This is a genomic window from Bradyrhizobium sp. B124 (assembly GCF_038967635.1).
In the GTDB taxonomy this organism is placed as follows: Bacteria; Pseudomonadota; Alphaproteobacteria; order Rhizobiales; family Xanthobacteraceae; genus Bradyrhizobium.
Map to the genome: position 1 here is coordinate 1597186 of NZ_CP152413.1, position 13427 is coordinate 1610612.

15 protein-coding genes are annotated in these 13427 nt (G+C 65.4%); 5 read left to right on the forward strand and 10 right to left on the reverse strand.

All coding sequences use genetic code 11. The annotated features are described in order from the left end of the window. The first annotated feature begins 95 nt into the window (after positions 1–95). The gene (locus tag AAFG13_RS07555) at positions 96–1892 is read left to right on the forward strand and encodes a D-alanyl-D-alanine carboxypeptidase (protein WP_342711622.1); all 1797 of its coding nucleotides are present in this window, start codon (positions 96–98) and stop codon (positions 1890–1892) included. Positions 1893–2136: 244 nt separating this feature from the next. On the opposite strand, the gene AAFG13_RS07560 is transcribed toward AAFG13_RS07555, so the two are convergent. Then, complete coding sequence (locus AAFG13_RS07560) at positions 2137–2856, reverse strand: DnaJ domain-containing protein (protein ID WP_212318580.1); 720 nt, start codon at positions 2854–2856, stop codon at positions 2137–2139. A 128-nt stretch (positions 2857–2984) separates the two neighbouring features. Here AAFG13_RS07560 and AAFG13_RS07565 point away from each other — a divergent pair, with 128 nt between their 5' ends. Further along, positions 2985–3392 (forward strand): DUF302 domain-containing protein, encoded by a 408-nt coding sequence (locus AAFG13_RS07565; RefSeq protein ID WP_212318577.1) that lies wholly within the window; start codon positions 2985–2987, stop codon positions 3390–3392. A gap of 13 nt (positions 3393–3405) precedes the next feature. Here AAFG13_RS07565 and AAFG13_RS07570 read toward each other — a convergent pair whose 3' ends face one another. Continuing rightward, positions 3406–4146: a VWA domain-containing protein gene (locus tag AAFG13_RS07570; protein WP_212318574.1), complete on the reverse strand. Its 741-nt coding sequence runs from the start codon at positions 4144–4146 to the stop codon at positions 3406–3408. Positions 4147–4243: 97 nt separating this feature from the next. Beyond that, positions 4244–5188 carry an alpha/beta fold hydrolase gene (locus AAFG13_RS07575; protein ID WP_212318571.1) on the reverse strand — a complete coding sequence of 315 codons (945 nt, stop codon included), beginning with the start codon at positions 5186–5188 and terminating at the stop codon, positions 4244–4246. Between the two features lie 278 nt (positions 5189–5466). On the opposite strand from AAFG13_RS07575, the gene AAFG13_RS07580 reads away from it, so the two are divergent. Continuing rightward, a complete protein-coding gene (locus tag AAFG13_RS07580; RefSeq protein WP_342711623.1) occupies positions 5467–5862 on the forward strand; it encodes a hypothetical protein in 396 nt (131 codons plus the stop codon). Here the strand turns inward: AAFG13_RS07580 and AAFG13_RS07585 are convergent. Both AAFG13_RS07585 and AAFG13_RS07590 read right to left on the reverse strand, forming a co-directional pair. Beyond that, a complete protein-coding gene (locus AAFG13_RS07585; RefSeq protein WP_342711624.1) occupies positions 5859–6980 on the reverse strand; it encodes a serine hydrolase in 1122 nt (373 codons plus the stop codon). The genes AAFG13_RS07580 and AAFG13_RS07585 overlap by 4 nt on opposite strands. A 138-nt stretch (positions 6981–7118) precedes the next feature. After that, positions 7119–8042: a division plane positioning ATPase MipZ gene (locus tag AAFG13_RS07590; RefSeq protein ID WP_092114844.1), complete on the reverse strand. Its 924-nt coding sequence runs from the start codon at positions 8040–8042 to the stop codon at positions 7119–7121. A 288-nt stretch (positions 8043–8330) separates the two neighbouring features. Here AAFG13_RS07590 and panC point away from each other — a divergent pair, with 288 nt between their 5' ends. Next, entirely contained in the window at positions 8331–9182 is an 852-nt protein-coding gene (panC, locus tag AAFG13_RS07595) for a pantoate--beta-alanine ligase (protein WP_212318564.1), read from the forward strand. 74 nt (positions 9183–9256) lie between these two features. Here the strand turns inward: panC and AAFG13_RS07600 are convergent, their stop codons facing one another. The 5 genes from AAFG13_RS07600 to AAFG13_RS07620 form a co-directional block, all read right to left on the reverse strand. Then, positions 9257–9697 carry a DUF1489 domain-containing protein gene (locus tag AAFG13_RS07600; protein WP_342711625.1) on the reverse strand — a complete coding sequence of 147 codons (441 nt, stop codon included), beginning with the start codon at positions 9695–9697 and terminating at the stop codon, positions 9257–9259. 119 nt (positions 9698–9816) lie between these two features. Next, entirely contained in the window at positions 9817–10755 is a 939-nt protein-coding gene (locus AAFG13_RS07605; RefSeq protein ID WP_342711626.1) for a hypothetical protein, read from the reverse strand. A gap of 153 nt (positions 10756–10908) precedes the next feature. Continuing rightward, positions 10909–11112, reverse strand: a complete 204-nt coding sequence (locus AAFG13_RS07610; protein ID WP_092114848.1) for a hypothetical protein — start codon at positions 11110–11112, stop codon at positions 10909–10911. A 216-nt stretch (positions 11113–11328) separates the two neighbouring features. Further along, positions 11329–11697: a YidB family protein gene (locus AAFG13_RS07615; protein ID WP_176530795.1), complete on the reverse strand. Its 369-nt coding sequence runs from the start codon at positions 11695–11697 to the stop codon at positions 11329–11331. Between the two features lie 116 nt (positions 11698–11813). Further along, a complete protein-coding gene (locus tag AAFG13_RS07620) occupies positions 11814–12467 on the reverse strand; it encodes a glutathione S-transferase family protein (protein WP_173642448.1) in 654 nt (217 codons plus the stop codon). A 121-nt stretch (positions 12468–12588) separates the two neighbouring features. On the opposite strand from AAFG13_RS07620, the gene AAFG13_RS07625 reads away from it, so the two are divergent. Next, positions 12589–13266, forward strand: coding sequence for a DUF599 domain-containing protein (locus AAFG13_RS07625; RefSeq protein WP_342711628.1), 678 nt, complete (start codon positions 12589–12591; stop codon positions 13264–13266). Positions 13267–13427: the final 161 nt, after the last annotated feature.

The window sequence follows — 13427 nt, forward strand, 5'->3', positions numbered from 1 at the left end:
AAGTGGTCTGTTGCGCAGGCAAGGATCGACGGCCGCCGGGCACAATTTCGCCTCACGAGCCAGTGATCTAGATAGAAATTGGGACGGGGAAGTAGATGCTTCGAACAACCTTGGCCTCCTCGCGGGCGCTCCGAGTTGGCGTTCTTGGGCTCGTTACCGTCACGACGGCGATCCTGATCACCAGTGATAGCGCGGAGGCGCGCCGTCACCGGCGCCACACCGCCCGTCACCACCACAGCGAGGCCGCGCGCGAAAGCTACAGCCCGCAATTCGCGACGATCGTCGTCGACGGCAACACCGGCTCGGTGCTGACATCGAACAGTCCCGACGGCCTGCGGCACCCTGCCTCGCTCACCAAGATCATGACGCTCTATCTGCTGTTCGAGCGCCTCGATTCCGGAAAGATGAAGCTCGACACCGAGATGCCGGTTTCCGAGCACGCCTCCGAGCAGGACCCGACCAAGCTCGGCCTGCGGCCCGGCCAGACCATCAGGGTCGAAGACGCCATCAAGGGTCTTGTCACCCGTTCCGCCAATGACGCTGCGGTCGTGATCGCTGAGGCGATCGGCGGCAGCGAAGACGACTTCGCACGGATGATGACCCGCAAGGCCCGCGCGCTCGGCATGAGCCGGACCACCTATCGCAACGCCTCAGGCCTGCCCAACGACGAGCAGATCACCACCGCGCGCGATCAATCGACGCTCGGCCGCGCCATCCAAGATCGTTTCCCGCGTTACTATCGCTACTTCTCGACCACGGCGTTCAATTTCCGCGGCCACACGATCACCGGTCACAACCGCCTGCTCGGCAGCGTCGAAGGCGTCGACGGCATCAAGACCGGTTACACCCGCGCCTCCGGCTTCAACCTCGTGACCTCGATCCACCGCGGCAATCGCTTCCTGGTCGGCGTGGTGCTCGGCGGCCGCAGCGGCGGCTCCCGCGACGCCATCATGCGCAACCTCCTGGCCGAGAACATCGGCAAGGGCGCGACCACCCGCACGGCCGCCGCGATCACCGAGCGCAACCCGGCCGACGCCAATGTCGAGGTTGCCGATGCCGACAACGCCCGCAGCGCGGACACCGCGCCGGTCGCGGCGTCGGAGCCCGCCGCGGCAGCCGTCGCGGTGCAGGCGCCGCGCCCGGCCAGCAAGCCCTCGCTGATGGCCGCCGTCGCCGCCGCGCTGCCGCCGCCCCCGGCGAAGCCTGAGCCGCAGGCCAAGCCCGAGCCGGCCCCGCTGACCTCGGGCGTGATCCAGACCCAGCCGATCGCCGCGATCCCCGGCTCGGCCGAACCGATGAAGCCGGTCAAGGTGAAGACCGTGCAGGTCAAGGCCGGCCAGATCAAGCTTGCCGCCGCCGGCCCGGCACAGTCCGCGCCCCCGATCACCAGCACCATCCCGTCGCGCGGCGAAGTTCCCGAGACCTCCAATGCGATGATGGCGCGGGCTGCCGAGACCTCGAGGCCCGAGATGCCGCCGCAGCCGGCGAACTTCGGCACCGGCAACGGCATCCTCGGCGTGCTGCCGGCCTCGTCCGTCCATGCACCGGCCGCCGCCGCGGCACCGCAGGCCGTGGCCTCGATCGAACCGACGACCCGCAGCCTGCAGGCCGCGCCGCAGACCAGTGTCGTCAAGTCAGGCGCCGCGCATTCCGGCTGGATCATCCAGGTTGGCGCGCTCGAGTCCGAAGGCGAGGCCAACAAGCGCATCGACCTCGCGCGCAGCTCGGCCCGCGGCCTCCTCAGCAAGGCGGACCCGTTCACCGAGGTCGTGGCCAAGGACAATCGCAAGCTCTACCGCGCCCGCTTTGCCGGCCTTGAGCGCGATCAGGCCGAAGCGGCGTGCAAGACGCTGAAGCGCGCCGAGATCTCCTGCATCACCGTTCGCAACTGATCGACGCGATCTCTCGATTTCAAGGGGCCGGCGCCGCAAGCGCCGGCCCTTTTGCTTTGCAGGCCGCCGCGCCAACGACCGGCCTTTCCGCGCGCGGCGCGACCATGAGAACTTCTCGTCAATATTTTACGGTTAAGTTTTCCCGAAAGAACGATCGGCCACGCCGGACGGCGGCGGGCCACACGGGGCATCAATCAGAAACGGAAGGCAGCTCTCGGCTGTGGCGTCAATAGCGTAGCCGGAGTTAGAGATGCGTGCGAAGCAGAGTATCCTTGGCCTCGTTCACACGGGCAGCGAGATACGTCGAGCCCCCCTGGTCGGGATGGAGTTTCTTCATCAGGGTGCGGTGAGCCCGGCCGATGTCGTCACGCGACGCTCCCGGCTGCAGGCCAAGGATCTGATAGGCCTCCTCGTTCGTCATTTTGCCGGTCGCCGCCGCGCGGCCCTGCCCCCCTGTCCGGTCGCCCTGTGTGTCCTGACGCCAGGCGGGAAAGCGGCGGTCCAGATAGCTTTCAAGTAGCGCGACACTTTCGGCATCGAAGCTCGGGACCATCGCCAGAAGCTGCGACAGGTCGAACTCGTCGAGCATGCGGCCGGCCTGCGGTCCCGCCACGATCTGGCCCTTGAGCACGCCGCTGTCGTGATCGAGGCTCATGTCGAGATATTGCGAGCGCACCCGCGAGCTTTGTCCCTGATTGCGCGAACCGCCGAACATGCCGCCGAAATTGGGAAAGCCGGTGCTCCCGAACGGCGACCAGCCGAGCAATCCGGCGCCGAAGATGCCGAGCGGGATTGCGACCGCCAGTTCGCCCCGCACGCCGGTGAAGGCCGCAACGGCAAGCGCGAGCACGCCGCCCACGATCTTGATCGCACGCGCAAGCACGGCCGGATTGGCCGCACGAAACATCTGCAGTGCGGAATAAAGGATGACAATTGCGACGACGCCGGCGATCAGGGTTGGCATGCGCGGAATATAGGCGGCCCGGCGGCAAAAAGCATGCGAAGCTTCGTCTCACTGGAGCGTGAAGCGCCCTCGCATGGCGCCGCCCCCGGCGATTGAGTAGCTTGCGGCAACCGCGCTGGAGGAAGCTGATGGCGATTGACGGACTGATCAGCCTTCGCAGCCATGTCGGGCCGAAGCAAACCGCCGACCGGCTCAAGGCCGAACTGCAGGCGCGCGGGCTGACGTTGTTTGCGCAGATCGATCATGCCGCGGGCGCCGCCGGCGCCGGTCTTGCGCTCCGTCCGACTGAACTGTTCGTGTTTGGCAACGCGAAGGGCGGCACGCCGTTGATGCAGGCTGCGCAGACGATCGGGATCGATCTGCCGCTCAAGGCGCTGGTCTGGCAGGACGAAGCCGGCGACTGCTGGTTCTCCTACAATGATCCGGCCTGGCTCGCCGAACGGCACGGCGTCGCGGAAGCGACCGGACAGGTAACGGCCAACATGTCGGCGCTGCTCGGCGCAATTGCCAAAGCCGTGACGTCGGGCGGAGCCTGAAGCGCCAGGCGGCCTATTTCATCTGGCCGATCAGCCTGGCCGCGCCGCTCGTCGTCTTCGCCAGTTGCAGCAGCGCCTCGCGGCCGCCGGCAGCATAGGCTGCAGCGGCGCGCAGCAGCTCGCGGAGCTGCGCCGCCGCGCCGGGATCGAACCTGCACCATGCGCCGCCGGTCAGCCGCGCGATCTCGCGGAACGTCTGCTCGGCAGTTGGGTCCGCGCCCTCCTGGAACATGAAGACCGGCACCTTGAGCAGGCCGAGCTCCCCGGCGCTTGCGCACAGCGTGTCGGCGTTCTCCTCCATCGCGTCGCCCACGAACACGAGCGCGCGCACGCCTGCCGCAACCGCCTCGCGGCGGGTCTCCGACAGCACCTTGCCGATCTGGGTATTGCCGCCCTGGCAGTCGATCTTGCTCATCAGCCGCGCGAGCTGCGCGCTGTCGGAGATCCAGCCCGACGCGCGGCACTCGTTGAAGCCGCGATAGTAGACGAGGCGGATATCCAGGCTGCCGAGCGAGCCGGCCTCGCGGAACATGTCCGCTTGCAGCGTGCAGGCCATGTCCCAGGTCGGCTGCCGGCTCATCGTGGCGTCGAGCGCGAACACCAGCCTGCCGCGTGCGCCGGCGCGATGCGGCGACATCGCGCGCGCCTTCGCCACGAACGCGGCGATGTCATTGGCGCTCGACGCCGGCACGCCAGGCGCATTGGCCGGGCGCACGTCGCTTCCGGATGTCGGTTTGATCGTCTTACCAGCCATCAGCGCTTGCCTCGTACAGCAAACACTATGTGGGCCGCGGCATCGGATTGGTCAACGTGACGCACCCGCCTGCCCGGATCGGATCCCGGGGGCCTTGTCAGTTCGTGACCGACGGATCCTTCTTGGTCTCGCTCTTGGTGAACGAGAGCGACTTCTTGACCTTCTCGCCGAAGGTCTGCGGCGGCTTCTCGACCGGCACGTAGAGCGAGACGGGACCCGGCTCCAGAATCTTCAGCGGCGCATTCCTGGTATCGACCGCCGCGACATCGCTGTCGGTGTCGGCCAGGAATTTATCGAGCATCGCCTGGATCGAGTCCTTGGCCTTCTCGGGTCCGGTATCGCGCATGTCGTTGTGCTGGAAGTTGGTGTTCACAACGGTGATGCCGGCCTTCTCGCACTCCTCCTCGTCCGGCACCACGCCCGGATCGGGCTTGAAGTGCTGATCGTGCGACCGGAATGAAAGGATCTTGAACTTGCCGTCGGTCATGAACGGCACGCGCAGATTGTCCAGCGTGACGACCTTCTTGATCTCGTCCGGATACTGCTTGGCGAAATACATTGCGATGTCGCCGCCATTGGAATGGCCGACCATCGTCAGCTTGCTGTAGTCCGCGTTCGGCTGACGCTTCTTCATCTCCTCGATCGCGAATTTGATGTTGGTGATGCCGCGCTGATACTGCGGCAGGCGCCCGACATAGAGCTCGCCGACCTTGGTCACCATCGGTCCATCCGACGGCAGGTCGTTCTGAATGCTGACGGTCAGGTAGCCGCGCGCCGCGAACACATTCGCGAGGAAGGAATATTCGGTGAATTTGACGGTATTGCCATGATTGAGGATCGCAACCGGGAGCTTGATCATGCCGGCGTCGGCCTGCATCTCCTTGTCGAAGCGCACGGCAACGTCGACCGCGACCGGCCGCTCATCGCGGGTCGGATCCTTGAACATGAGCGTTTCGTGGCGGATCGCCCACTTGCTCGCGGTGAAATACGCACCCGTGATCACTACGGAGAGCGAAAGCAGAACGAGAATTCCACGCTTCATGACGTCCTCGAGGTGCCCGCCTTTACAGGGCGATTTTGGCCGGAGGCTCTTCGGCCTCCTTTTGAGAATATATGTCACAGCGCCGTGACAGGAAGTCCAAATATTGTGGCTTCGGTGGCATAACGTTGTGCGCTGCACCTATAGTTTGTGCAGATGCACACGCCTCACCGCGACCGGGTCGTGCTCTCCTCTCCTCTTCGACGTGAGTTCCCAAGGTTGCGTTCGAGCCTTGGATCGCTCTTGGATCGACGTTCAGGAGAAACTGGATTTCGGCCGCTTTGTTCCGGCTTTTTGGCCGTCGTGTGGCCGAACTCACCGGAAAAACACGGATTTCAACCAATTTCGGTGTAAATAGTCAGCTTCAGGCCGGAATCGTCGTTGGCCTGGAAGCTGGCGTACTCAAAACTGAGCCTGCCGCGTCTGGGGTGGCGGAGCACCTTCCGCCCGGCGACGCTGCTGCTGACGTCATGGGTTCACCACCAGGCGTCGAACTCGGGACAGCCCTGACGGAGCCTCGCCAGCAGGTCGACCGCGTCGTGCTGATGGGCGGCGTTGGAACACAGCGCGGACCCGGGGCTCGACCTGCCCTATCCCTCGATCACGCCAACGATGCCGTTGCGCACGCGGCCGCCAGAGGCAGGCCGTTCAAGATGACGGTGCTCAAGCCGAACTAGGCCGGAGGCGAAACCCCTTGCAGGACGTCCCTGAAGACGCCGTACTGCAATTGAAATGTTTGCGGGCTGTAGTCCTGGTAATATCCCGCGGTCACCACGACAACGAGATCGAGCTCGGGGACGATGCGGATCGACTGCCCGCCTCGTCCGAGCGCGCCAATCCAGTCGACCTTGCGCCCGTTGAGCCGAGACTGGCCGAGCCACCAGAGGTATCCATAGGATTGATGCTCCGTGGCCTTGAGTTTCGGCGCCGTCGAGGTCTCGATCCATGCCGTTGGGACGATCTGGCGACCGTTCCAGCGGCCGCCTGCGAGGACAAGCTGGCCGATCTTTGCCATGTCGCGCGGTCGCAGCCGCAACCCGCCACCGGCATCGCTATCCCCTTTGACCCGGCTCCATTCGAAGCTGGTAATGCCCAGGGGCTCGAACAACGCGGTGCGCGCAAATTCGTCGAGCGGATGTCCGGTCGCCTTGCGGACGATGGCCGACACCAGCGTCAGCGCGCCGGTGTTGTAGAAGAACGCCTGTCCCGGCGGGGCCGTTGCCGAACGACCGAGGACGTAACGGCACGGATCCGCCGCCCGATGCATGCGCACCTCGTCGTTGTCGTCTCCCGTCGCCGGGGTCGCCTCCACCCACGCCAACCCCATCGACATGGTGAGGGCGTGCACGAGCTGGATGCCGTCCTTTTCGGAGGACCGCAGGTCTGACAATTCGGGGAAGAAGCTGAAGATCGGTTCGTTGATGCTGCGTATCAGCCCGCGATCGATCGCGATCCCGACGGCGAGTGACGCGACGCTTTTTGAAGCCGACTTGATGTTGTGCAGCGTATCGGCATTAAACGCGACGTCTTCGACCCGGCTGCCGTAGAAGCGGCTGGGGACCTCGTCGGAACCGCTGAAGTACCGCTCGAACACCAGCTTGCCGCCGCGAACGACCAGCACCGCGTGCATATTGGCACCCGTCGTGAGCCGATCAGCCATCCTGCACAGCGCGGCGCGGTCAGCAAGCTTGTCCTCAGTGATGGAGGCGACGGACCAACCATCGTCCCGCGCGACCGGAACGCCACAGGTGTCGGACGGGTCGGCGTAGGCCGGCAAGGTGGCGAGCGGTGCCAACGCAGCTCCTCCGAGAAGGGACATGAACCGGCGCCGTTCCATTCGATCCTCCGTTCATCGCCTTGCGACCGCTCAAACCAATCGTTCGGAGAATCTGCCCGATGCTAGGCCGCCACCGGGATTACCGGCCTTGCCGGCCTAGCTGCCGATGATGTCGTCGACTTCCAGCGGCTTGTCGACCTGGCTGAACCATTCGGCCCGGTTGGCGGCGCGGCGGCGGCCACGCTCGTCGAGCGGCAGCTTGAGCTGGCGCAACAGACCCATCACCTCCTCGCGGGCGGTGACGTGCCCGAGGCTCGGGCGGGTGCCGAGCGTCGCCTCGTCGATGTCGTCGAGCGCTGTCAGCCCGCGCGGGAAGAATTCGCGGTAGACCACCCGCTCGGCAAAGCCGTCGACCGAACGGAACCCGAGCCGCAGCGACAGCTGCTTCAAGCCATCGGCGACCAGCTGCTTGTTGCGCGAGCCGAGCATCGACAGCCGGTTGCGCACCACGATCCAGTCGGTCGAGGCGCCGTCGAGCTGGCGGCGCTTGCGTCTGGTGTCGCGCACCATCTCCGCGTAATGGCTCTCGCCGATCACCGCATAGGTCGCGGGATCGACGGTGCCCAGCACGTCGAAATCGAGGAAGCTGTCGTTGATCGGCGTCACCAGCGTGTCGGCCATCGAATGCGCGAGCCGCATCAGGTAGCTGTCCGAGCCCGGGGTATCGATGACGATGAAATCATAGGCACGTTCCACCGCGCTCACCGCGGCCATGAACTGCTGGAATTCGGCGTTCTCGTTCTCCTCGATCTGCATCGTCTCGCCGTACTTGATGCAATAATGCGCGGGGAGTTCGAGATCGAGCCCGGAGCGACGCGCCCAGGCCTGGCGATTGCTGATGTAGCGGGTGAAACTCTGCTGGCGGCAGTCGAGATCGATGCTGGCAACGCGCTGTCCGGCCTTCAGGAGCGCAACGGCGATATGCAGCGCGGTGGTCGACTTGCCCGAACCGCCCTTCTCGTTCCCCAGCACCACGACATGTGCGGAGCCGGATTGACCCTGACTAGCCTGCACCAACATGATTCAATCCCCGCAATGATCTTCAAATCGCGCACGGCTGCGGTCAAGTGAAATGCATCACTGCGCAAGGAAATCAATTGCAGCCACCCTTAATGATGAATCGAACGCACAAGCCGGCTGCGTCGATCGGCTGCACGCGGCCTGCGATCCATGCGCGTGCGAGATCGGGTAATGCTTACGCGGCGGTTTGCTGATAGCGGTTCGGACTTGGTAAGCTGCGCCACCTGCCGAACGCCAAACATTCCACCTGGATTCCCCCACCCAGCCTGCCCCACGAGTCGAGACCAGATGCCGAGAAATCCCACCGTCGTCCGTACCGTCCCCGCCCTTCGTCGCGCCGTCGACACCCTACGCGCCAAGAAGGCGACCGTCGCGCTGGTCCCGACCATGGGAGCGCTCCATGACGGCCATGTGTCGCTGGTGCGGCTCGCCAAGCGCCGCGCCAAGCGGGTCGTCGTTTCGATCTTCGTCAATCCGACCCAGTTCGCGCCGACCGAAGATTTCGGTTCGTATCCGCGCACCTGGAAGGAAGATGTCGCCAAGCTCGCCGCCGAAGGCGTCGACCTGATCTGGCACCCCGAGGTGAAGGCGATGTACCCCGACGGCTTCGCCACAAGGATCGTGCCCGAGGGACCGGCCACCGCTGGACTCGAGGATCGCTTCCGGCCGCATTTCTTCGGCGGCGTCGCCACCGTGGTCGGCAAGCTGTTCACCCAGGTCCGGCCCGATGTTGCGATCTTCGGCGAGAAGGACTTTCAGCAGCTTCGGGTCGTGACCCAGATGGCCGCGGACCTCGACCTCGGCGTCAAGGTGATCGGATCGAAGACGGTGCGCGAACGCGACGGCCTCGCGATGTCCTCGCGCAACGTCTACCTCTCGGCGGAGGAACGGCGCGCAGCCCCCGAGCTCAACCGCGTAATGAAGCAAGCGGCGGGCCGCCTGCGCGCCGGCGAGGACGCCGCGACCACAATGGCCACCGGCGCTGCTGAGATCACCAAGGCCGGCTTCGTGCTGGATTATCTCGAGGTCCGCCACGCCGCTTCGCTGGCGCCGATCGGGTCGCTCAAGGACGGTCCGATGCGGATGCTGGTGGCGGCAAGGATCGGCAGCACGCGCCTGATCGATAACATCGCGGTCTGAATGGGGCCGGCTCTATCTCGTGACGCAGAGATCCGCGCCAGCCTTCTTCCGATTGCTCCGAGCGGTCCGATTGCTCAGAGCAATCCGAGGTCGCGCAACTCGCGGCGCATGGGTTCCGGCATCGACGCCACGCTGGCTGCGCTCGACTTGGTGAGATCTGCCGGCGCGGAGTCCGCGGTCAGGTAGCGCCAGCCCTGGAACGGCCGCATCGGCCGCGGCGAGACGGCGATCACCCTGGGCTGCATCACCAGCCGGCAGCGTCCGATGCCGTCCTTGTCGCGGAACGGCTCGATGGCGATAATCTTCTCGCGCGCGGCGATCTCGCCACGGATCACCCAATACAGCGAACCGCCGGCAAGGATCTCCTCCTCGCGCTTCGGCGTCATCCGCGTGATGTGGACGTGACGGAGCGGCAGGCCTTTTTTCTTCGCGGTCGCCATCCGTTCGGCGACCCAGCCCTTGAGTTCCTTGACCGAGTCGCAACCGACGGCAAGCTTGATGAGATGAAGCGGCATGCGCCGGATGTAGCGGCCGGCGCGCGCTTTGGAAAGGGAGCGATAGCAGCGGCAGTGGATATCGGGATTTGCTGCCCGGAACGGTGCGAAGACGGCGGCTCAAGCCGCCGTCATCACACTCATTCCTGGTTCGCGGCCGCCGGCGCACTCGCCGCGGCAGGTGGCGGCGCCGCAGCCGGCGCGATCTGGACCGGACGCTTCGCTGCGGGTGGGCGCTTCGGGGCTGCGGGCGGCGCGGCGGCGGCGCGTGCGGCCGGCGGCTGGGCCGCTGCAGCCGGCTTCGCCGGTTCGGACGTCATGATGCTGACCGGCGGCGTCGAGGACGCGCTCGGAAACTCCGCATTGGTCGGCTTGCCGGTGGGCAACGACTGCGGCAGCGCCGCGACCAGGCCGGAGGCGGCCGACGCCTGCGCGCCGCCCGGAGCGTTCCAGGACGCGGCGTAGCGCGTGACCAGGTTCTCGTAGGTCCGCTCGTTCATGTTGTTGATGATCTGATGGTTGTCGCCCAGCGAGCGGAACGCGGGACACGCGGTCGGCGTGCAGTGGTCTCGCGCCATCAGCGCGTAGGCCACCAGACCGTAGCGGTCGTGCTCGATGGCGCGGCGCAGCGCCTGCAACTCGGTGGTCGAATTGCGCTCCGCGGTTGCGAGGTCGCCGAGCGCGGTCAGGCGCGAAATCTGCGCCGCCGCATAGCTGACCGCCGCCGCGGCTGTATCAGACGAACCGAACAGCACCTTCTCGCAGGCATTCAGAACGGCATCTCCGGCGAGGTCGTCGACGCAGGCCAGCGCTGGCGCGGTCTGGCTGGTGAATTGCGCCGTCCGTGTGTCGGCGGGCGCCGCCTGCCCGCCCGGCCCGAAGCCGCGGATCGTGGCGGCGACCGCAACCGCGATCGACAGCAGCGTGATGACGGTCAGCGCGCCGTTGGCGACGGACTTTTCCGCGCGCAGCAGCGTGACCAGAACGACGATCCCAAAGAAGCCCGCCGCGGCCAGCGTCAGCCACATCGGGAAGGTCGGTGAGCGCCAGATCTGATCCAGCGAGGAAGCCCAATTCATGCGCGATGTCCCTCAACACAGCGTAAGCACAGCCGGCGACGGCGAACGCCGCCATCCCGACGTCCAACCTTCAGCACAATGGGTCTGCGAACAGGGCCTTTTGACGGCGACGGCGCGGAACCCGCTCCAGCCACCGGCTTGCGCACAACGCGTTCAGGACAGCGCGAGCTGACTCTCCTTGGCCACCCGTTCGAAAGCTTCAGTTGAGCTCTTGATGCGATACTGGCAATCGTCACCATCGGTCGGCAGCAGGCGGATCACCTCATAGGTGCCGCTCGCAGCGGGGCGCGCCACGTTGCTGGCCGTGAAATAGACGATCTCGCCAATCGAGTACTTATGCTTCAACGCCCTCTCCATTTTCTTAGAGATTGCTGGCTGAGCTGACAGTCCCGATAGCTCAAGCCGGCATTTTGAGAACCCTGCGGCAACCTAGCACATCGCACCGCCCCAAATCCAGCAAGATTGGGGCATGGCGAAGGTGCGATTTTGCAGGTTTTTCAGGGCGATAGGCAGCAATTTACGTGCCAGCTGGAAATTGCCCGCCGACCTCGGCTGGAACCCGGTTCCACAGCCTCAGGCGGTATGCGGCAACTTTCCGTTGGGGCTCGCGCCGTCGACCGCAGCCGGAAGTTGCTGGGCCAGCACCTTGGACAGCTGGTCGACCGGAATGTTGAACTTGGCGGCGAGCTGTTTGACGGTGTCGCTGCCCAACACCTCCTGGAGCTGCTCGGCGGTGATCGGCAGGTTCTGGCCGGTGCCGATCCAGGATTTGACCTGTTCGCCGAGGCCGGCCTGCTCGAGCTTGGCCACGATCGCCGACAAGCCGCCCTGCCCGCCATTGCCCATCACCTGACCGAGCACGACGGGGATGACGGCCGCCCCGAGCTGGCCAAGCATGCCTTTCAGCTCCGGTGAATTCTCCAGGGAATCGAGAATGCCCATGGTCTAAGTCCTTTCACGACTTGCAAAACCGGTCTTTCGGATTCGACGCCTTCGGCCCCGCGGCGTCAAGCCGCGATCTTTGCCGCCGCTGTCACAATTCGGCAGCGCAGGACCGGTCAGGCGTCCTCGAATCGCTCGATCCGCAGCGTCTCGGCCAGACCGTCGCGGGTCCATTGCTGGAACGCCGGAAGCTGCATCATCGCATCGACATAATGCTGCGCCTCGGCCTTCACCGGGATCGCGTAGGTGCGGAAGCGATGCACCACGGGCGCGTACATCGCGTCTGCCCCGGAGAATGCCCCGAACAGGAACGGGCCCTGCTTGCCGTAGCGCGCGTGGCAATCGGCCCAGATCTCCTCGATCCGCGCCACATTGGCCCGCGCATCGTCCGACAGCGCGACGGCGCGGATCGGCCGGTGCAGGTTCATGCCGCATTCGCTGCGCAGCGGCACGAAGCCGGAGTGCATCTCCGCCGAGATCGCGCGGGCATGCGCGCGCGCGGCGCGATCCGACGGCCAGAGCTTCGCCTCGGGAAACTTCTCGGCGAGATATTCGATGATCGCCAGAGAATCCCACACCGTGACGTCGCCGTCGATCAGCGTCGGCACCTTGCCGGCCTTGCTGAAAGAGAGGATGCGGTCCTTGTCGGCCTGGTCGGTGTAGAGCGGAACGAAGATTTCCTCGAATGGGATGTCGTTGGCGCGCAGCGCCAGCCAGGGCCGCATCGACCATGACGAATAGTTCTTGTTGCCGATGACGAGCTTGAGCATGCCTGTGAATCCTGTTGTCACGCCAGTTTGCCATAGTGCATTGCACGCGTTCAACCTGTACATGACGCGGGATGCAGCGCGGCGCGGACGGGCCGCCGCGCATTGACGAAGGAAGGCACCAATGACCGGCTATTGGGTCGACATCCTGGCCGTCGGCTTCTTCGCGCTGGAATGGCTGGTCTACGCCATCACGCTGGAGCACGCCGCCTACGGACGCGACAGCCTGTCGGCGCGGATGCATGTCTATCGCGAGATCTGGGTGCGGAATCTGCTCAACCGCGACGCGCGGATGGTCGACATGCAGATCATGGCCAGCCTGCAGAACGGCACCGCATTCTTTGCCTCCACCAGCCTGATCGCGATCGGCGGCGCGCTGGCGCTGCTGCGCGCGACCAGCGACGCGCTCGCGGTGCTCGGTGCGCTGCCGGTCAACCTGACACCCTCGCCCGCGCTGTGGGAGATCAAGTGCATCGGGCTGATCCTGATCTTCATCTACACGTTCTTCAAATTCGCCTGGGCCTATCGCCTGTTCAACTATGTTGCGATCCTGTTCGGTGCGATGCCGCCGGCCGGCCAGCGCGATACGCCGGAGGCCGAGGCCCATGTGATCCGCACCACGCGGCTGTTCGAAACCGCGGGCCGGCACTTCAACCGCGGCCAGCGCGCGTTCTTCTTCGCGCTCGGCTATCTCGGCTGGTTCCTCAGCCCCTGGGTGCTGTTCGCCACGACAGCCGCGGTCGTCATCGTGATCTGGCGCCGGCAGTTCGCCTCGAATGCCTGGCAGGCGATGGGAAGCTGAAGGCTTGATCGAGCAATATGCGCGACACTCCCGCTCCCCATTCTTACGGGGAGAGGGTTCGGGTGAGGGGCTGTTTCCGCATCGACCGAGATAGACGGACTCGCGGAGACTCCCCCTCACCCGGATTGCATCTGGCGATGCAACCCGGCCTCTCCCCGCAC